The organism is Phenylobacterium sp. FG114 (assembly GCF_057809855.1).
Genome location: NZ_JBMDKU010000009.1, coordinates 186980 through 206330 on the forward strand (window position 1 = coordinate 186980; position 19351 = coordinate 206330).

The 19351-nt window shown below is 70.5% G+C and carries 19 protein-coding genes; 7 read left to right on the plus strand and 12 right to left on the minus strand.

Annotated elements, in window-relative coordinates:
- Window positions 1-47 precede the first annotated feature (47 nt).
- From ACODSY_RS16950 to ACODSY_RS16960, 3 genes are all read left to right on the plus strand, one after another.
- Window positions 48-3041, plus strand: coding sequence for an autotransporter outer membrane beta-barrel domain-containing protein (locus ACODSY_RS16950; RefSeq protein WP_488952944.1), 2994 nt, complete (start codon window positions 48-50; stop codon window positions 3039-3041).
- A gap of 226 nt (window positions 3042-3267) precedes the next feature.
- Window positions 3268-4167: a M23 family metallopeptidase gene (locus ACODSY_RS16955; protein WP_488952945.1), complete on the plus strand. Its 900-nt coding sequence runs from the start codon at window positions 3268-3270 to the stop codon at window positions 4165-4167.
- Window positions 4164-5021, plus strand: a complete 858-nt coding sequence (locus tag ACODSY_RS16960; RefSeq protein ID WP_488952946.1) for an alpha/beta fold hydrolase — start codon at window positions 4164-4166, stop codon at window positions 5019-5021. Before ACODSY_RS16955 ends, ACODSY_RS16960 begins: the two co-directional genes overlap by 4 nt.
- Here the strand turns inward: ACODSY_RS16960 and tilS are convergent.
- From tilS to ACODSY_RS17015, 11 genes are all read right to left on the minus strand, one after another.
- A complete protein-coding gene (gene tilS, locus ACODSY_RS16965) occupies window positions 5003-6199 on the minus strand; it encodes a tRNA lysidine(34) synthetase TilS (RefSeq protein WP_488952947.1) in 1197 nt (398 codons plus the stop codon). The two genes, ACODSY_RS16960 and tilS, sit on opposite strands and share 19 nt — an antisense overlap.
- A complete protein-coding gene (ybgF, locus tag ACODSY_RS16970; RefSeq protein WP_488952948.1) occupies window positions 6187-7047 on the minus strand; it encodes a tol-pal system protein YbgF in 861 nt (286 codons plus the stop codon). Before ybgF ends, tilS begins: the two co-directional genes overlap by 13 nt.
- Window positions 7048-7053: 6 nt before the next feature.
- Window positions 7054-7647: a peptidoglycan-associated lipoprotein Pal gene (gene pal / locus ACODSY_RS16975; protein ID WP_488952949.1), complete on the minus strand. Its 594-nt coding sequence runs from the start codon at window positions 7645-7647 to the stop codon at window positions 7054-7056.
- 35 nt (window positions 7648-7682) lie between these two features.
- Window positions 7683-9014: a Tol-Pal system beta propeller repeat protein TolB gene (gene tolB / locus ACODSY_RS16980; protein ID WP_488952950.1), complete on the minus strand. Its 1332-nt coding sequence runs from the start codon at window positions 9012-9014 to the stop codon at window positions 7683-7685.
- Entirely contained in the window at window positions 9011-9811 is an 801-nt protein-coding gene (locus tag ACODSY_RS16985) for an energy transducer TonB (protein WP_488952951.1), read from the minus strand. The genes tolB and ACODSY_RS16985 overlap by 4 nt, the downstream gene beginning before the upstream one ends.
- Window positions 9808-10314 (minus strand): ExbD/TolR family protein, encoded by a 507-nt coding sequence (locus ACODSY_RS16990; RefSeq protein WP_488952952.1) that lies wholly within the window; start codon window positions 10312-10314, stop codon window positions 9808-9810. Before ACODSY_RS16990 ends, ACODSY_RS16985 begins: the two co-directional genes overlap by 4 nt.
- Window positions 10315-10317: 3 nt before the next feature.
- Window positions 10318-11019: a protein TolQ gene (tolQ, locus tag ACODSY_RS16995; protein ID WP_488952953.1), complete on the minus strand. Its 702-nt coding sequence runs from the start codon at window positions 11017-11019 to the stop codon at window positions 10318-10320.
- Window positions 11020-11072: 53 nt separating this feature from the next.
- Window positions 11073-11531 (minus strand): YbgC/FadM family acyl-CoA thioesterase, encoded by a 459-nt coding sequence (locus tag ACODSY_RS17000; RefSeq protein ID WP_488952954.1) that lies wholly within the window; start codon window positions 11529-11531, stop codon window positions 11073-11075.
- Window positions 11528-12556 (minus strand): Holliday junction branch migration DNA helicase RuvB, encoded by a 1029-nt coding sequence (ruvB, locus tag ACODSY_RS17005; RefSeq protein WP_488952955.1) that lies wholly within the window; start codon window positions 12554-12556, stop codon window positions 11528-11530. The genes ACODSY_RS17000 and ruvB overlap by 4 nt, the downstream gene beginning before the upstream one ends.
- A gap of 181 nt (window positions 12557-12737) precedes the next feature.
- A complete protein-coding gene (gene ruvA, locus ACODSY_RS17010; RefSeq protein ID WP_488952956.1) occupies window positions 12738-13355 on the minus strand; it encodes a Holliday junction branch migration protein RuvA in 618 nt (205 codons plus the stop codon).
- Between the two features lie 81 nt (window positions 13356-13436).
- Window positions 13437-13565, minus strand: coding sequence for a hypothetical protein (locus tag ACODSY_RS17015; protein ID WP_488952957.1), 129 nt, complete (start codon window positions 13563-13565; stop codon window positions 13437-13439).
- A gap of 201 nt (window positions 13566-13766) precedes the next feature.
- Here ACODSY_RS17015 and ACODSY_RS17020 point away from each other — a divergent pair, with 201 nt between their 5' ends.
- The 3 genes from ACODSY_RS17020 (at window position 13767) to ACODSY_RS17030 (ending at window position 17676) form a co-directional block, all read left to right on the plus strand.
- Window positions 13767-15344, plus strand: coding sequence for a sulfatase-like hydrolase/transferase (locus ACODSY_RS17020; protein WP_488952958.1), 1578 nt, complete (start codon window positions 13767-13769; stop codon window positions 15342-15344).
- Window positions 15345-15700: 356 nt separating this feature from the next.
- Window positions 15701-16762, plus strand: a complete 1062-nt coding sequence (locus tag ACODSY_RS17025; protein WP_488952959.1) for a helix-turn-helix transcriptional regulator — start codon at window positions 15701-15703, stop codon at window positions 16760-16762.
- A gap of 101 nt (window positions 16763-16863) precedes the next feature.
- A complete protein-coding gene (locus ACODSY_RS17030) occupies window positions 16864-17676 on the plus strand; it encodes a PEPxxWA-CTERM sorting domain-containing protein (protein WP_488952960.1) in 813 nt (270 codons plus the stop codon).
- A gap of 256 nt (window positions 17677-17932) precedes the next feature.
- On the opposite strand, the gene ACODSY_RS17035 is transcribed toward ACODSY_RS17030, so the two are convergent.
- Window positions 17933-18472 carry a hypothetical protein gene (locus tag ACODSY_RS17035; RefSeq protein ID WP_488952961.1) on the minus strand — a complete coding sequence of 180 codons (540 nt, stop codon included), beginning with the start codon at window positions 18470-18472 and terminating at the stop codon, window positions 17933-17935.
- Window positions 18473-18592: 120 nt separating this feature from the next.
- Between ACODSY_RS17035 and ACODSY_RS17040 the strand changes: the two genes are divergently transcribed.
- The coding region (locus tag ACODSY_RS17040; protein ID WP_488952962.1) for a terminase small subunit-like protein at window positions 18593-19351 on the plus strand (759 nt) is incomplete at its 3' end.

Sequence of the window (19351 nt, forward strand, 5' to 3'; positions counted from 1 at the left end):
GTAGCCGCTCGTCAGCTGCTATCACGCCGACTCGTTTCAGGAAAGCAATGAAGCGCCTCCTCGTCTCCGCGGCCGTGCTGCCGCTCATTCATGCCGCCTCCGCCCACGCGGAGACCAAGATCACCACAGCTACCACCGCGCCGGTGCGGACCTCCACCATCGCGAGCGGACAGCCCGACCATCTGACCATCGACACGACGGGTTCGATTGCGCCGACGGCGGCGGGCGCCGCGGTGACCGTCGACAGCTCCAACGCCGTGATCAACAACGGGTCCATCACATTCACCGGCGTCAACGGCGCCACCGGCGTGCTGGTCAACAGCGGCGTGGCCACCGCGCTGACCAACAACGGCACGATCAGCCTGGTCGAGGACTACACGGCCACCGACAGCGATAGCGACGGCGACCTGGATGGCCCGTTCGCGCAGGGCTCGGCTCGCTTCGGCATCCGGGTGCAATCCCCCGGCGCGATTGGCGCCATCGCCAGCGGTGGCGCGATCAGCGTCGAGGGCAACGACTCGGGCGCGATCTCTATCGAGGGACGGCTTACCGGCGCCCTCACCACTACAGGTGCGATCTCGCTGGTCGGCGACCGCGGCGTGGGCGTGCGCGCAGATTCCGTCTCCGGCGACGTGAGGATCCTGGGGGCGGTCCAGACCCAGGGCGAAGGCACGGTGGCCGTGCAACTCGGCAACGTGGACGGCGCTGTCGTGCTGCAAGGCGCGATCGCCAACACCGGCTACCGGTCGAGCGACCGGCTGACCGACGCGGCACGGGCCAAGCTTGACGCCGACGACCTGAAGCAGGGCGGCGGCGCGGTGCGCATCACCGGCAGCGTCGGCAAGGGCATCCTTCTCGACCGGCCGCCCGCCGACAACAGCACCACCGACACCGATGAGGACAAGGATGGGATCGCCGACGCCGCCGAGGGGACGGCGGCCATAGCTTCGTACGGCGGGGCGCCGGCCATCGACATCGGCGGCGCGACCGCCACCACAATCGGCGCCGTCGGGGCGGGCGACCTGGCGTTCGGCTTCATCAACCGCGGCGCCGTCTCCGGCAATGGCGTGAACGACGGCATCGCCGGCACGGGCGTTCGCATCGGTCAGGCTGGCGGCGGGACCGTCACCGTCCAGGGCGGCATCAGCAACATCGCCGGCGCCTCCATCGTCGGCCGCGCGTACGGCGCCCAGTCCACCGCCGTGCTGCTGAACTCGAACGCGGCCGTCCCGGCGCTCCGCAACGCCGGCACCATCGGCTCGGAGCAGAACGGCGGGCTGCACGACGCGCGGGCCATCGTCGACCTGTCCGGTAAGCTGGCGCTGGTGGAGAACTCGGGCGTCATCCGCGCCGTGGTGAACCCGGTCACCGGCGTCACCCAGACCGGTAAGGCGATCGCCATCGATCTGTCGGCCAACACCACGGGCGCCACCGTGCGCCAGGCGAAGGTCAACACTGCCGACGCGCCGGCGATCGGCGGCGACGTGCTGTTCGGCTCAGGCGCGGACCGACTGGAGATCCTGGGCGGCGCGTTCGCCGGTAATATGACCTTCGGCGCGGGCGCCGACAGCCTGGTGGTCGACGGCGGGGCCACCGCCGCCGGTCGGATCTCGGACAGCGACGGCCGCCTGGCCATCGACGTCCGCGATGGGCGCCTGACGGTCGCCAACACCGAGACTGTGACGGTGAGCTCGCTCAACCTGGGCGCCAAGGGCGTGCTGGCGGTCAGCGTCGACCCGACGCTCACCAATACGCGCCTGAACGTCACCGGCGCGGCCACCGTGGCCACCGGCGCGCAGGTGGACGTAACCCTGACCACCATCTCCAAGGGCTCGAAGTCGTTCCAGATCGTCCAGGCGCAGAGCCTGGCAGTCGGCCAGGCCGGCGCGACGCTGGCCGGGGCGCCGTTCCTCTACAGCGCCAGCCTGCGGGCCGACGCGGGGGCCGGCGCGCTCTACGTCGACCTGCGGCCCAAGACGGCGACGGAACTGGGCCTGAACCGCTCGGGCGCCCAGGCCTATGACGCGGTCTTCGCCTCCCTCGACAAGGACGACCGCATCGAACAGGCCTTCCTGGGCCAGAAGACCCAGTCCGGATTCCAGGGCCTCTACGACCAGATGCTGCCGGACCATTCGGGCGGCGTGCTGATGTCGGCCGCGGCGATCTCGGCGGCGGTGTCCGGCGCGGTGGCCGAGCCGGCGCCGATCGATCCCTCGTCCGGGACCGGGGTCTGGGCCCAGGAGGTCGCCTTCAACATCAAGCGCGACAAGCAGGACGCCGCCGGCTTCAAGAGCCAGGGCTTCGGCTTTGCCGCCGGCATGGACCTGCAGGGCGAGAGCGCGGCGCTGGGGGCCAACGTCTCCTTCGTCACCACCGACGTGAAGGACCGCGGGGCGGCGGCGGGCGAAGAAACCTCGATGAACCTCTTCGGCGCCGGCCTCTATTGGCGCCTGGATGGCGGCCCGCTGCAGGCGGCCGTGCGCGGCGGGGTGGGCTATGCCTTCTTCGACGGCGACCGGCGGCTGGAGGCCGGCACGGTCAGCCTGCGGGCGGATTCCAAGTGGAACGCCTGGATGGTCGACGCCTATGCGGGCGCCTCGTACGAGATGCGCATGGGCAGCCTCTACGCCCGGCCCGAGATCTCGGCGAGCTACCTGCGGCTGGCCGAGGACGGCTACAAGGAGAAGAACGGCGGCTCGGGTTTCAACCTGATCGTCGACAAGCGGACCGGCGACATGCTGACCGGCGAGGCGCTGCTGGCCATCGGCTGGCGCTTCGGCGACGAGGTGTACTTCGCCCCCGAGATCAAGGCCGGCTATCGCGCCAAGCTGGCGGGCGGACCGTCGCGGACCACCGCCCACTTCGACGGCGGTGAGGAGTTCACACTGAATCCGGAAGACGTCTTCAAGGGCGGTGCCGTCGCCCGTGTCGGCTTCCGCGGCGGCGCGGCGCGCGTGGTCTATTCGGTCAACGCCGGCGCGACGGTCGACGGTGACTACGAGGAGTACGACGCGCGCGCCACGGTCCGCTTCCAGTTCTGACGGCGGCCTCTCCCGAGGAGGATCGCCGGCGGAGCCCGGGCCGGATGGCCGTCCGCGACCGTCCATGCGGACGCGCCGCGTACCGGCCCGGGCGTTTCGACAGCTCGCCTCGCGGGCGCGCGCGTTTGCCCGCGGCCCGCTTTTTGCCTAGAACGCCCGGCAGTTTGCCGGCCGGTCCCGTATGGACGCGGCCAGACCGCGTGCGGTTGGTGGGAGTTCGAGACCCTTGGCGCCAGAACGGAAGCCGATCCTGAAAGCCCGCTCGCGCCTTGCGGCGGAGGCGGCGATCGTGGCGACTGCCGGGCTCAGCGCTTTCGCGGTGGCCCATGCTTCGCTGCTGGCGCCATCCGCGGCCCCCAAGCGCACGGCGGAACAGGTCGCGCTGACCAGCGCCAAGGCCCGCCCCGTGTCGGCGGCGGCGGAGGACGAGGTCCTGATCGCATTCGAGGAGCCCGTGCCCGGCCACGCGGTCGTCTCGCCCTTCGGCCTGCGCCAACTGCCCTGGGAGGGCAACGGCCGCCTGCACGAGGGCGTCGATATCTCGGCCGACAGCGGCGTGCCGGTGATCGCCGCCGCCGATGGCGTGGTCGTTGAGGCCGGGACCAAGGGCGGCTACGGCCGCTATGTCGCTGTGCGCCATGCCGAGAGCCTGACCACCTTCTACGCCCACCTGGGCGCCATCGCGCCTGGCTTGAAGCCCGGCATGGCGGTGAAAGCAGGGATGCCCGTAGGCCGCATAGGCTCGACCGGCACATCCACCGGCCCGCATCTGCACTTCGAGATCCGCGACGGCGATCAGCGGCCGCTGAACCCGGCCATGTTCCTGGGACGCGCCTTCGCCGAAGCCGGCGACCTGCCGCTTGACAAGGCCAAGCGCTACTCCGGGCGGGTGCGTATGGCCTATGTGTCGTTCATCCCCGAGAGCAAACGCGCATTGATGGAAGCGCGCGACAACCCAGGCACGATCGTGGTCCGCCGCAAGACCACCGACGCGGAGGATCTGGCCGCCGCCCAGAAGAATCTGGAGGGGCAGGCCAAGGCCGCCGCCAAGCAAGAGAAGATCGACGGGATGCGCGAGCTTTCCATCGGTCCGGACGGCCGCCCCCGGGCCCAGCTCAGCCTTTGAGCGGCTATCGCGGCGAGAAGGTCGACATCGGCGGCCGGTCCCTGCGGATCGTGCGCGCCGGTCCAGCGGCCAGCGACCATCCCCTGATCGTCTGCGAGCACGGCGCGTTCGGCTGCGCCGCCGACTGGGCCGTGGTGCAGGAAAAGCTGGCGGCGCGCGGCCTGCGTAGCCTGGCCTACGACCGCGCCGGCCTGGGTCACTCCGACGCCGGCCCCGCACCGCGCGACGGCCGGGCGATCAACGACGACCTCGAAGCTCTATTGGGCGCCCTGCGCGAGACCGGTCCAATCCTCCTGGTCGGACACTCCATGGGCGGGCTGATGGTCCGACTCTTCGCCTTGGAGCGCGAGCGGCGTCTGACCGGGCTGGTGCTGGTCGATGCGGTGACGCCCGACGTCTTCAACCTGCCGGGCGGCCCGGCGGCGATCAAGAGCTTCGGCCGCCTGCTGCAGGTGGTCAGCCACGGCGCGCGGTTCGGGCTGATGGTCCCGGTGTCGGTGATCAGCGGCAATCTCATCGGCCTGCCGGGCGCGGCGGGGGCAGAGAAGCGGCGCATCCACGCCTCGGCCCCCCATGCCCACGGGGCGGCCGCCGAGGTGATGCAGTGGCCCCGGACGTCGGAGATGGCCGGCGCGGTCGAGCTTCCGGCCGACCTGCCGGTGGCGGTGGTCACCGCCGGCCCGCACAAGGGGCGCGGCGCCCTGAAGGCCATCCAGGAAAAGCCGGCGAACCATTCGCGGGCTGGTTTCGTGGAGCATGTGCCGCCTTCGAACCACGCCAACCTGCTGGGCCCACGCTACGCGGACGCCATCGTCCGCGGCATCGACCACGTGCTTCAGGCCGGCTCGCGCTGAACCAGGCCGGCGGCGGCGCGGAAGCGGGCGCCCACCAGGCTGAGAAGCGGCGCGAGTCGTACGCCGCCGTCCGCCTCCACGACAGCCGGCAAGGCCCCGCGCGCGGCGGCGGGAATGTCTCGCAGGATCGCCCGGTCCGCCGGCGTGAGCCACCCGGCGAGCCCGGCCAACCGTCGCACCTCCGGACCTGAAGCGATCTCGAAACGTCCATCCCACACGCCGGGCGGACGCATGATGGCAAGACCGCCCCGTCCGGCCTCGCCGCTCTCGCGGTGGATACGTACCGATCCGTTGCACACCTCGATACGGGCGCCCGCCAGGGTTCCCACAAAGGGCTCTGAACCGACCAACGCAGCCGCGACACGGGCCACGCGGCCACTGGTCGGCAGGCGCTCACCGCCTCCCGCGCAGACGACGGCCATTCCGACGAAGCGATGTACGGCTTCCACAGGCTCCGCACGCAAGCGGGAGCGGTCGATCATGATGACGCCCGCGTGCTCGACCGCTAGGTCGGCGAGGGCGAGCGGCGCCTCAGTCGGGGCGGGTGGACACGCCGCCGGGGGCGCGAGCCGCGCGCGGCTGCGGGCATAGCGTGGGTCGGCATTCGCGGGGTCGTCGATCCAGATCTCGTCCCGGTCCCGCAGCCACGCGCGGAGTTCGTCCCGGCCCGCCTGCAACAGTGGCCGAAGCATGAAGATGCAGCGCCCTTCCGGCCATACAGGGGAGGGCGACCAGACGCGTGGGTCGGGGGTCGTCGCCCCCTCTGCGCGCATGACCGCGGCCTCGGCGAGGTCGTCGGCGGTGTGGCCCAGCAGGATCACCCGGGCTCCGCTCGCTCGCGCCGCGTCCGCGAGCAGACGATGCCGCGCGGCCCGGGCGGCGGCCGGCAAGCCGGTCTTCGGCTTCTCGCCCTCCCAGGCCAGGGCCTCGAACGGCCGAGCGAGGCGCGCGGCCAGGGCGGCGCAGGCCTGCGTCCAGGCGGCGCTGTCGGATTGCAGTCGATGATCGACGGTCAGGATCACGAGCTCTCGGCCGGCGTCGCGGGCCCAGGCGTCGGCGATCAGCGTGAGGGCGAGGGAGTCGCCGCCCCCCGACAGCGCGATGGCGATGGGGCGGCGGCTGTCGCGCAGTAGATGGCTGTCGAGAACCTGGCGGGCGGCCGCCTCTAGGCCGCGCACTTGGCTTGGGTGCGGGTGGCGGCGGCGCGGCTCTGCACGTTGGCGGGCGCCTTGGCGTAGCGCCGGCCGAATTCGCCCAAAATCTGGCAGGCGTCGGCGGGCTTCTTCAGCGCGACCAGCGAACGCGAAAGCTCCACCACCGCGTCCGGCGCCCACGTCGTCTGGGGCCAGCCGCGGATGGCGGCGATATAGGCCTGGGCGGCATGCGCGTGGGCGCCGCGCACGCTCAGCGTCTTGCCCCACCAGTAGTTGGCCTCCGCGGTGCGCTGGCCGTCCGGGTAGGCCTGGACGTAGCCGGCGAAGGCCTGCTCCGCGCCGTCGTAGTCGCCCGCCAGCATCAGCTGACGCGCCTGGGCGAAGTCCTTGGCGGGATCGCCCGCCGCGGCCTGGACCCCAGCCGGAGGGCCCGCGCCGCCAAAGGTGTCGGCCGGCGGCGCGGTGACCTTGCCTTCGAGGGCTGTAAGGCGTTCGGTAAGCGCCGCCACCTGCTGCTTGAGGGAAGCGATCTCGCGCTTGGCTTGGTCGGCCTCCATGGTGGCGCTCTCGACCGAGCCGTTCAGCCTGCGCAGGGTCTGCTCGAGGTCGTTCAGCTTCTCGCCCATCTCGGCCAGGCGCGCGTCGGTATCCGCGGGCTGCACGACGACCGGCTTTCCGCTGTCGCGCAGCTGGAAGACGATCGAGCGGAGCTCGCGGACGACCTTTTCCATCCGCTCGACTCGCCGGGCGTCGCGGGCGTCGAGCGGATCGGGCTGGCCCTCGGCCGGCAGCGGCGTCTGCGCGGCCGCGGGTGCGGCCGTCGCGAGGACGGCCGCGGTGAGCAGCAGCGCAGGCAGGCGGCTTAGACGCATCGTCGCTTAGCGGGCGCCGGAGACGATAGCCGTGCGGGCGTTCCGGTTCTTGGCCCAGGCCTCTTCGCCCGAACCCGCGTCGATCGGCTGCTCCTTGCCGAACGAGATCGTCGAGATCCGGCCGGCGGTGACGCCCTGGCTCACGAGGAAGTCGCGCACGGAATTGGCCCGGCGGGCGCCAAGGGCGAGGTTGTATTCGCGGGTGCCGCGCTCGTCGGCGTTGCCTTCGATCTTCACGACCACGCTCGGATACCGGCGCAGCCATTCGGCCTGGGCCGTGAGCAGCGGGCGAGCATCCTCGCGGATGTCGTGCTGGTCGGTGTCGAAGTAGACGCGGTCGCCCACGTTGACGACGAAGTCCTGGGTGGAACCCGGGATCGGCGCGGTGGCTTGCCCCGTCACCGGGCCGGCCTGAGGCGGCGCGGTGGACGGACCGGTGGTGGCCGGCGGCGTCGTCTGGGTCGGATAGGTGGGCTTCGGCTTGCTCTGGCAGGCGGCCAGGGACGCCGCGGCCGTTGCGACGAGGGCCAGGCGAAGGGCGGCGCTCCCGGTGAAGCTGCGGACCATAAACGTCTCCTCGTTCTTGGGGCTGTTGATCATCTGAAGGGTCTATCGGGCGGTATTACGGCGCAAGTCTAGTTAAGCAAAGGGGACCAGGCGGGGTCGGAACCCGCCCCCGGATAGGGCATCGGCTGAAGGATTCGCCCCGTCACATCCACACTCCATAACCTGGGGGCGCCCCCCGGGGTTTCACGCGAGAACATCAAAACGCGACCATTGGGGGCCCAGGTGGGCCCTTCGTCCAGATAGCTGGAGGTCAAGAGGCGCTCGTCCGAGCCGTCCGGGCGCATCACCCCGATGTGGAATTCGCCGCCTGTCTGCTTGGTGAAAGCGATGAATTCCCCGGTCGGGCTCCACACTGGCGTCGTGTAACGGCCACCGCCGCTCGAAATGCGCCGCGCGCCCGATCCGTCGGCGCCCATCACGTAGAGTTGCGGTGAGCCGGCGCGATCCGAGTTGAACACGATCCGCGACCCGTCAGGCGAGAACGAACCCGAGGTGTCGATGGACGGGTCGCTGGTCAGGCGCGTGGAGCTGCGGCTGGACAGGTTCATCACGTAGATGTCGCTGTTGCCGCCACGCTCGACGGAGAACACGACGCGGCTGCCGTCGGGCGAGAAGCGCGGCGCAAACACCATGCCGGGGAAGGTGCCCAGGCTCTCGCGGCGCGCCGTCTCGAGGTTGAGGATGTGGATGGTCGAGCTGTCGGGCCGGAGCGACATGTAGGTCACCTCCTGGCTGTTCGACGAGAACCGCGGCGTCATGACGATGGTGTCGCCTGAGGTCAGGTAGCTGGGATTGGCCCCGTCCTGATCCATGATCGCCAGGCGCTTCACGGGGTTCAGGCGCGAGCCGCTCTCCGCCACGAACACCACGCGGGTGTCGAAGTAGCCCTTTTCGCCCGTCAGTCGCTCATAGACGGCGTCCGAGATCTTGTGCGCCACCTTGCGCCAGCTCTCCGGGCTAGCCGTGAACTGCAGGCCCAGGAGCTGCTGCTCGGCGAACACATCCCAGAGCCGGAAGTCGACGCGCAGCTTGCCCCCTTCGACGGTGACCTGGCCATTGACCAGGGCTTGGGCGTTGATGGTCTTCCAATCGGCGAAGCGCGGCTGGACGTTGGCCGTCAGGCCCTTTTCCACGAAGCTGGCGGGGTCCAGCGGCCGGAAGAGGCCCGAGCGCTGGAGATTGGCCGAGATCACCCCGCTGATGTCGGATCCCACCTGGCCGCCGCCGAAGGCCGGCACCGCGATGGGTAGCGGCTGGACGTCGCCGCGGTTGACGTTGACCTCGATCTCGGCGCGCGCCGGCTGGGCCAGGGCGGCCACGAGGGTGATCGCGCTCAGGAGGGCGAACAGGACGGCGGCGACGGGATTGCGGGCTTGGACGCGGACGCGGCTTCGGGTCATCGGGCGCAGGCCTCTCGGGCATTGAAGTTGACGGCGATACGGTCGCCGTAGAATTCGCGGGGCAGGTTGCGGAACGGAGCGGCGGCGTAGACCGCCCGGGTGGCGCGGTCGGCGGCGGCGAGCGAGACCGGCGTACGCGGGCCCTGGATCTCGCTGCGGACGTCGCCGACCACCTGGCCCCCGACGCCCATCTGGAAGGTCACCTTCACCACCACGTCGCGGCCGCCCTCGACGTCGCAATTGGGGTTCCAGCGGCGCTGCAGTTCCTCTGCGAGGCCTTGCAAGGCGGCGCCGGCCGCAAGCCCGCTCCCCGTGGTCTGGCGGGCCACCGGCGCGGCCTCGGCGCGGGTCTGGCCCTTGGGCGCGGCCGACGGCCGCTGGGGCGCGTTGCGCGCAGGCGCGGTCAGGCTGGCCGAGAGGGCGTCGAGGTCGAAGCTCTTCGGCGCGGGTTTGGTCGGAGCCTTCGCCGCGGGCGTGGCCGGCTTGGGCGTCGGAGTCGGCGCGGCCTTGGGCGTAGGCGGCGGCGGAGTCGGTTGGGGCGGCGGCGGCGCAGGCTCCGGCGGGGCTTCGGGCGCTGGCTCCTCGGTGGCCGCGGTCTGGCTCTCCGGGGCCTGGATCGCCGGGCGGGTGTCGACGTCGGGGGCGCTGGAAACGATCGTCACGGGCACGACCGCGCCCACCTTCAGGTCGCGGCTGCCCCAGGTGATCATGAAGGCGGCCGCCACCGCCACGTGCAGGGCGACCGAGCCCAGCGCGGCGGGAGAGACCTCGAAGCGCCTGGCGCTGGCCCGGCTCACTGCGCGGCCTCCTCCTGACCCTGGCCCGCCGACGGCTCGGCGCCCGAGGACGGGCCGCCGGTGTCGGTGATCAGGTTGATCGAGGTGAAGCCCGAGGTGGACAACGAGGCCATCACGCGGGCGACGATCTCATAGCTGGCGCGGCCGTCGGCGCGGACATAGATCGGCCGGGTGGTGTCGGACGCCATTTCCTTGAGCTGCGGCGAGAGGTTGGCGAAGGGGACCTCGTTCTCGCCGATGTACAGCCGCCCGTCCGAGCGGATCGAGATGGTGATCGGGTCGGGCACGTCCTGCATGGCGCCCGCCTCGGTCTTGGGCAGCTCCACCGGCACGCCGGCGGTGAGCAGGGGCGCCGAGATCATGAACACGATCAGCAGCACCAGCATCACGTCGACCAGCGGCGTGACGTTGATCTCGCTCAGCGCGCCCCGGCGACCTCGGCCGTAGCGCCGGCGCCGCTTGGCGCCGCCCGCCGCGAAGGCGTCGTTGGCCGACAGCGCCATGGCTCAGCGCTCCGCCAGGCGGCGCTGGATGGCGGTGGAGAGGTCGTCGGCGAAGCCCTCCAGCCGGGCGGCGTACTTCCCGGCCGCGGTCGAGAAGCTGTTGTAGAAGATGTAGGCCGGGATGGCCGCAACAAGTCCTATAGCGGTGGCGAACAGGGCCTCGGCGATCGAGGGGGCGACGATGGCCAGCGAGGTGTTCTTCTGGATGGCGATCGCCTGGAAGGACCGCATGATACCCCACACCGTGCCGAACAGCCCCACGAAAGGCGACGCGGTGGCGACGATGGCCAGGGCGCCCAGGCCGTTCTCCACGCGGGCGCTCTCGCGCGCGATGGTGGCGTCGAGGTGACGGTCGATCCGCTGGATCAGGAACGCGATCTGGCCCTCGCTGGCGGGACCCTTGTTGCGGGCGTCGCGCCATTCTTTCAGGGCGCCTTGCAGCATGCGGGGCAGGGCGTGGGTGGGCGCCGGGCCGGCGGCGCCGGCGACGTCTTCCAGGCTGGCGCCCGAGGCGACCTCATCCTCGAACCGGTCGGCCTCGCGGTTCAGCTTGGCGAACCTGACCAGCTTGTCGATGATGATGGTCCACGACCACAGCGAGGCCACGGCAAGGCCGATCATCACCAGCTTCACGACCCAGTCGGCGCGCAGGAAGATCGTGACGAGGTCGAAGCTCTCGGGCGTGACGGCGGCGGCCGGGTCCATCATCTCTCCTAGTGTCGTGTCCGGTCGTGGGTTGGCGGGGTTCGGTGGCGATCTTATGGCGTCTCGAAGTAGGGACTCAGAAGATCGACCATCCCTGGTGGCGGGCGGCGCGCGCGGCCGGACATGTCGATGCAGACCGCCTGGACCTTGGCCTCGGCGATCAGCTCGTCACCCCGGGTGATGCGCTGGCTGACCAGCAGGCGCGGCCCCTTCACGCTGTCATAGGTGGTGCGGACCAGCAGCGCGTCGTCCACCCGGGCGGCGCGCTTGTAGTCCAGCTCGATGCGAATGATCGTGAAGGCCGTCGGTTCCGGCAGCTCCAGCAGCGCCGTGTGGCTGATGCCCACCAGCCGGAAGAAATCGCTCCGCCCGCGCTCGAAATAGCGCAGGTAGTTGGCGTGGTAGACGACGCCGGTGAAGTCGGTGTCCTCGTAGTAGATGCGCACCGGCAGCTGGTGCTCGCGGCCCTCCAGCCAGCCGGTCGAGGGCTCAGCGCTCGAAGGGGTGCTCATTCGAACAGGTCCGGCGTCGAGGGCTGGCCCACGCCCTTGGGCGCCGTCAGGCCGAGGTGGGCGTAGGCCTTGGCGCAGGCCATGCGGCCGCGCGGCGTGCGCTGGATGAAGCCCTGCTGCAGCAGGAAGGGCTCGATCACGTCTTCGACCGCGTCGCGCGCCTCGGCGATGGCATAGGCCAGGGTCTCGACCCCCGCCGGCCCGCCGGCATAGTTCTCGATCAGGGCCCGCAGGTAGCGGCGATCCAGTGCGTCCAGGCCCATCTCGTCCACGTCGAGGCGGGCGAGCGCGGAGGCGGCGGCCTTGCGGTCGATCACCGCCGCGCCGTCGGCGGCGGCGAAGTCGCGCACCCGGCGCAGCAGGCGACCGGCCACGCGCGGGGTGCCGCGGGCGCGGGCTGCGATCTCCATGGCGCCGTCCGGCGCGAGCTGCGTCCCCAGCTTGGCCGCGGCGCCCAGCAGCACCTTCTGCAGCTCCTCGTGGGTGTAGAACTCCAGCCGGATCGGGATGCCGAAGCGGTCGCGCAGCGGCGTGGCCAGGAGGCCCGCCCGCGTGGTCGCCGCGACCAGGGTGAAGGGCGCGAGGTCGATGCGGATCGAGCGCGCCGACGGCCCCTCGCCGATGATCAGGTCCAGCACATGGTCCTCCATCGCCGGATAGAGGATCTCCTCGACGTTGGCGGCCAGGCGGTGGATCTCGTCGATGAACAGGACGTCGCGCGGTTCCAGGTTGGTCAGGATCGCGGCCAGGTCGCCGGCCTTGGCCAGCACGGGCCCCGAGGTGGCGCGGAAGCCCACGCCCAGCTCGCGGGCGACGATCTGGGCCAGAGTGGTCTTGCCCAGGCCGGGCGGGCCGAACAGCAGCACATGGTCCAGCGCCTCGGCGCGGGCCTTGGCCGCCTCGATGAAGACGCTGAGGTTGCCCTTGGCCTGCTGCTGGCCGACGAACTCGGCGAGGGTTTGAGGCCGCAGCGCCTTGTCGGTCGGCTCGAACGCCTGGGGTTCGCCGGAGACGATGCGGGTCATGGGGTTTGAACCGCGAGAAGGGGAACCACGAAAGGCACGAAAAACACGAAAGGATATGCCCCGCGAGCGCCTTGCGGGCTTCGACGCCGAAGGCGTCCGACCACGATGGACCGCGCCGCTTCGCGGCCTTGGCGGATGGGACCGCCTTTCGTGTTTTTCGTGTTTTTCGTGGTTCCAATCCTCACCGGCCCAGCTCCTGCAGGGCGGCCTTGATCAGGGCGGGGGGTTCGGCGTCTTCGCCCAGGCGGATGGCGGCGGCCTCGACCACGCGGCGGGCGGCGGGCTCGGCGACGCCCAGCCCCATCAGCGCGGCGACGGCCTCGCCCGACGCCGACGGCTTCATGGGCTCAGCGGCGGTCGCCTGGGCGTGGAAGGCCGCCACGGTCCCGCCGTCGGTGATCGGCTTGCCCTTCAGCTCGGTGACGATGCGCAGCGCCAGCTTCGGCCCCACCCCGTTGGCGCGGGCCACCGCGGCCTTGTCCTCGCGCGCCACCGCGGCGGCCAGCTCGGCCGGGGGCAGCACGTCCAGCACGCCCAGCGCCGCCTTCGGCCCCACGCCCTGGATGGTGCGCAGAAGGACGAAGGCCTGGCGGTCCTCGCGGGACAGGAAGCCGTAGAGGGTCATCCCCGTCTGCTCGCCCCAGTGGCTCTCCACGTGCAGCAGCGCCTCGCCGCCGATCTCGGGCAGGCGCGACAGGGTGCGCGCGCCACAGCGCACGACATAGCCCACGCCCATCACGTCGATGAGCGCGTCCTCCTCGCCGACCTCGGCCACCGCGCCGCGCAGTCGGCCTATCATGTGCGAATCACGTTCGGCATGTGTTCCGGAGGAGTACCGCAGAGGCGACTCCGGGGGAATGATACCGCGCTTATACGGCGGTCACTTGTGGGGGTTGGGGACGCCCGAGCCGTACGGCGGGTCGCGCAGGCCGTCGGGGCAATTGTCGATCACGCCCGAGCAGGCGGTGAGGAGCACGGCGGCCAGGGCGCAGAGGGTGAGGGTGCGCATGGCGCACATGGTGGAGCTTGGATTGCGGCGAACTGGTGGCGTCCACGCCGCGCCCAAATCTGCGCGGGTCTTGTAAGAACCGGAAATCCGGTTCACGTTTACCGTGGTTGCGGATGGAAGGGGGCGCGAGCCTGCCGGCCAGACACGTGGCCACCGCGGCTTGGCCGGGGATCACAGGACGTCGCGAAGGGGGAAATGCTCATGAAGGTCAACAGACTCGCCGCCGCCGGCCTCGCGGCGGTCGGCCTGGCGCTGGCGCCGGCCGCCATGGCCGCTCCGCAGGATTCGGTCGGTGCGAGCGCCAAGGAATCGCGGGTGACGCGGCGGCCGAACATCGTCGTCATCCTCGCGGACGACCTCGGCTACAACGACGTCTCGCTGCATGGGAATCCGCTGGTTCGGACGCCCAACATCGATTCCATCGCCCAGGGCGGGGCCCGGTTCGAGAGTGGCTACACGGGCGACGCCGTCTGCGCGACGTCGCGCGCGGCGCTGCTGACCGGCCGCAACTATTCCCGCTATGGCTTCGAATGGCTGCCGAACCTGCCCGGGTTCGTGAACGCCAGGAACGGCAAGTACGTCGTCGAGCGCTATCCGGCCAAGGTGCTGCCGAACGACGGCAAGCCGATCCCGCCTGAGAAGAACGGACTGCCCGACACCGAGCTGACGATGGCCCAGGCCTTGAAGGCCCAGGGGTACCACACCGGCATCGTCGGCAAGTGGCACCTGGGCACCGCGCCCAACCTGCTGCCCCAGCGCCGGGGCTTCGACGAGTTCGTGGGCTTTCCGGGCGGCGCGGCCCTCTACGCGAAGGTGGACGACCCGACGGTGGTCACCGCGAAGCTGCCGTGGAGCGGGATCGACGCCTATCTCTACGACAACCTGACCACCAACGTGTGGCGCGACGGCAAGCCGACGCCGGCGAAGAAGTACATGACCTACGAGCTGGCCGACGAGGCGGCGGCGTTCATCGACCGCAACCGGAAGCAGCCGTTCTTCCTCTACCTGGCGTTCAACTCGCCACACAATCCGATCCAGGCGCCCAGGGCGATCTACGATCGGATGGGGCACATCAAGGACGAGAAGACGCGGGTCTATTATTCGATGATCCAGGCGATGGACGACGGCGTCGGCCAGGTCCTGAAGAAGCTGAAGGATTCCGGGCTGGAGAAGGACACGATCGTCGTGTTCCTGTCCGACAACGGCGGCGCGTCGTATCACCAGATCCCGCAGGAGAACCTTCCCTACCGCGGCTGGAAGACCACCTACTTCGAAGGTGGGGTCCAGGTGCCGTTCTTCATGAAATGGCCGGCGAAGATCCCGGCGGGGACCATGGTTCCCGGCATCGCCTCCAGCCTCGACCTGTTCCCGACCTTCGTCGCCGCGGCAGGCGGCAAGCTGCCCGCCGATCGCGAGTACGACGGGATGGACCTCTCGCCCTCGCTGACCGGCCGGGCGGGGCCGGACGCCCTGCGCGACCGGACGCTCTACTGGCGCAAGGGCGACTACAAGATGGTGCGTTCGGGGAACTGGAAGCTGCAGACCATCGACGACCCGAAAGCCGCCTGGCTCTTTGACCTCGCCACCGATCCCACCGAGCGGACGAACCTGGCGCCCCTGATGCCGGAGAAGGTGCTGGAGCTGAAGGCGCTCTATGCGGCGCAGGAGAAGAAGTACATCGCCCCGGCCTGGCCGGCCACCGCCCGGACCCGCATCAACGTCGACGGCCATCCGCCGGTGATCCCTGGGACGGTCGAGTATGTGGAGTGGATGAATTAGCGGGAGGTCCGGGACGCCTGGCCGGCGGGCTTGTCGCCCGGGCGTGGGCGCCGGGCGTCCGCCGGCGCGGGGCGGCCGTGAAAGCGGGCGCCTCCGCCACCCGCCGCCAAGCTCCCGAACCGCCCGCGGCCAAGTTGTTTGTCGGCTTCGGACGCTTGGCCCACGTTCGGGGATCGACCCCTAGGTGACCTTGGGATGGTCCGCTTTGCGGCGTAGTTGTACTTTCTCGCTGCCTGGCTGATCAGGTGATCCGGACGCCATCGCGTGGGAATGGGGCGCGCATGGCGTCGCCGGAGAATCGCGACAGAGCTTGCCCTATGAGGCGGACGTCGCCTCGCGTGCCAGTAGGAGTAGGCGTGGTCGACATCGATGAGATCTACGACGCCGCCTTCGATCGCGAACGCTTTCCGGCCCTGCTGAGGAAGATCATCCAGGCGATGGGCGCCCAGTGCGGCTTCCTGGCGTGGGTGGACATGGCCGAAGAGACCCGGTTCGAGACCGAGTTCGGCAACGATCCGGCCTTCCTCCAGAGCTACATGACCACCTACGGCGAGCTGGACCTGATGCGGCCGACGCTGCAGGCGGCGGACGAGGGCGTGATCATGCAGGCGTTCTCGCATCTGCAGACGCCGGAAGTGCGGAAGAGCCGGTTCTACAAGGAGTGGCTGGCCCCGCAGGAGATCGTGGACAACCTGGCGGTCAACCTGATCAAGCGCGAGCAGATGTTTGCGCCGATGGCGATCATCCGCACCGGCGATGCGCCGCCGTTCAGCGCCGACGACGTGGCGCGGCTGGAGGCGCTGGTCCCGCACCTGAAGCGGGCGATCTACATGCAGGCCCGGCTGATCCACCAAGCCAACCTGGTGAGCGGCTATCGCAGGATCACGAGCGGTGCGCGCAATGGCGTGATCCTGCTGGACGCCCGGTTGCGGGTTCTCGACCTGGACCCCAGCATCGGGACGCTGACCGGGCTGAAGGTCGGCCAGACCGCGGGCGCGGCGACGGCGTTTGAAGGCGCCGTGCTGCAGACCGTGCGCGACGACGCGCCGGTGGCGATTGCGGTGGCGGGCAATGAGGGTGACCCGGTGACGCTGCTGTGCGTGGCTCAGACGCTGCGACGCGACCCGTTCGGCGACCTGACGGCGGATGGCGCGGCGCACGCGGTCCATGTGATGCGGGTCGACCACGGCTCGCCGGTGGCCTTCGCCAGCATGGCCGAACTCTACAGCCTGACGCCGACAGAGCTGAGGGTGCTGGCCGACGCCTTCGCGCACGGCGACCTGACCATGCTGGGCGAGCGGCTGGGCATGGCCAAGGCCACGGCGCGGACCCACCTGCATCGCATCTACGACAAGACCCAGACCCAGGGGTTCGCGGCGCTCTGCCTCCTGGCGCACCGGTTCGCCCTGCCAGGCTGAGAAAAGCGCGCAGGGTAAACAGATGATGGACGCGCCCGCGCGCGGCTCCGTCTAACGCTCCAGACGGCGCCGGCTTGGCGCCGAGGCTGGGAGAAGTCTTGATGAAACTGGGTCTGGCCCTCGCGGCGATCGCCGTGGCATTGCCGCTGAGCGCCAGTGCGGCGAACGTCTACCTGTTCGATTCCGCGCCGAAGGCGGCCAACTACGAATTCGCGACCTACCTGCCGCCGGGCGAGAATTTCAGCACCGGCAACTACGCGGCGCAGGGCCAGTACGGCTATTTCGATCAGGCGCTTGGCTTCTATTACCGCAAGGACGGGCAGGCGAACTCGGTTCCGCGCTATCAGGCGATGAACACGAGCTTCGTCTATGACCCGTCGACCGAGGGCGCGATCCTGTCGATCGACGCGGCGCTGACGCAGAAGCACTATCTGTATCTGGACGGGCAAGCGGTGACGCCGTCGGCTCCGATCGGCACCACGCTGCGGGTCCTGGCCGAGCAGGACGGCAAACTTTACGAAGCGTCGGCGTTCGGCGGGACCGCGCCTGGCATCCTGGGCTGGAACTACTCATCGCTGACGGGCCTTGTGGCCAGCGACTTCCTGCTGTTCGACCGCGACAATCCCTACGCGCCGCGCACGGAGACAGGGCTCGACTTCGCCGGCGGCCTGATCCGTTTCGGCTTCGAAGTCGTCCCGTCGCGCGTGGTCTACACCAGCGGCAATCCCATCCCCCAGACCAGCTACTCCGACGCCCTCTATGAGGTCGACGACTTCGGAATCACCCTGCGCACCGGCGATATCGTGGCCGGCGGCGGCGTGCCGGAGCCGGCGACCTGGGCGCTGATGATCACCGGCTTCGGCCTGACGGGCGCGGCCCTGCGCCGCCCCCGCGAAGGCGCGCTCGCCGCCTGAACCAAAGATCCCGATCCCGCATCAGGCGGCCGCAGCGATGGGGCCGCCTTTTCTTCTGGGCGGATATCCCCCGTGCGCCCCCGGCGGGCTGATGCAGACGTCCGCTGTCGACCCTTAGCGGACCTTTCGCGAGTTGCTCCTCTCCCACAGCGCTGCCGCGCCTGGGAGAGGAGATGGCTCTCAACCACCCTCCTCAGAACTCCACTGGGTCTCCGTTGAGCGGGCGACGGAGGGGCGGCCTGCAGCCGCCGGACCGCTATTTCCCCGCATAGAGGTCCACGGCCCGCCTGGCGGCGGCGTCGTAGTAAAAGAGGGCCTGTTCGGCGCCTTCGGCGGCGGCGGGGTCCTTGGCGTAGCGCTGGTAGGTCGCCCAGTGGCCATGGGCGTTGCGGCAGTGACTGTCGCGGTCGTTGATGCCCGTGGAATAGCGGAAGGTCTGGTAATTGGCCTGGGTGTAGCCGGCGCAGGCGGACTCCGCGAACAGCCAGTCGAGGCGACCGCGTTCGGCCATAATGCGCTCGCTGTGGGTGGGCTGCTTCTTGATCTCGCCAGCGCCGGCGTAATCGCCGTTGGCGACCGCGCGCTCGATGTCGTCGGCCTGTTTCAGCATCTGGGCGCGCGCGTCGGGCGGAAGCTTGTCGCCCAGCTTTTCCACGTTGGCGCGCATCTGACGGGCCATTTCGAGCATGTGCTGGGCGGTGCTCTGGGCCGAGGCGGGGGCCGGGACGAGCAGCACGGCCGCCGTGGCGGCGGCCAGGGCCAGGCTAAGGACGGTGGCGAGGATGGGTGCGCGCATCCGGGGCGGGTCTCCAGTCAAGGTTCGGAGCCGACAGTACGGCCGAACGCGGGATTCGGACGAGATGGCCGGCTGAGAACAAGTTCGCCTTCAGGGCCGGGTTGGGGGGAAGCTGGGCGGATGACGTCCGGTCCTGCTTCTCCCGCTTCTTCCCGCTCCCGCGCCGTCCGCACCCTGGCGCGACAGCCGGCCCCGGCGGGGATCTATGCCTCGTCCTACCGCCCGGAGGTGGCGGCGGGGATCTGCGCGCGGTTGGCGGCCGGGGAGAGCCTGCGGGCGATCTGCCGGACGGATCCGTCGATGCCGACGGAGAAGACGGTGTGGAACTGGGCGCGGGCGCATCCCGACTTCGCGGCGGCGAAGGACGCGGCGGTGAGCTGGGCGCGGTCGCGGGCGAGGGCGGCGCATTCGGCCCAGGTGGAGGCGCGGGAGGCCCGGTGGTGGGCGCGGGCGCTGTCGTCGCCGGACGGACGCTCGCGCGTGCGGCGTGCGAGCGGCTATTCGCCGGCGCGCGTGGCGCCGATCCTGGATCGGGTGTGCCTGGGTGAGCCCCTGTACCTGGTCTGCCGCGAGCCGGGGACGCCGTCGCTGGGGACGGTCTACAACTGGCTGCGCGCGCACCCAGAGTTCCGGGCGGCCTATGCGCGGGCGAAGGAGGTCGCGTTCGACTACCTGGTCGAGACGTCGGCCGACGCGGCGCCGTGGCTGGGGAACGAGGCGCGTTCGATGCGGGCGTTGCGGCGGATCGAGACGGCGGCGCATCGACGCTGCGCCCAGATCGCGCCCCGGACGTTCGGGAACGGACCGTACGGGCCGGAGTCGTTGCGGGGGGGGGGGGGGGGGGGGGGGGGGGGGGGGGGGGGGGGGGGGGGGGGGGGG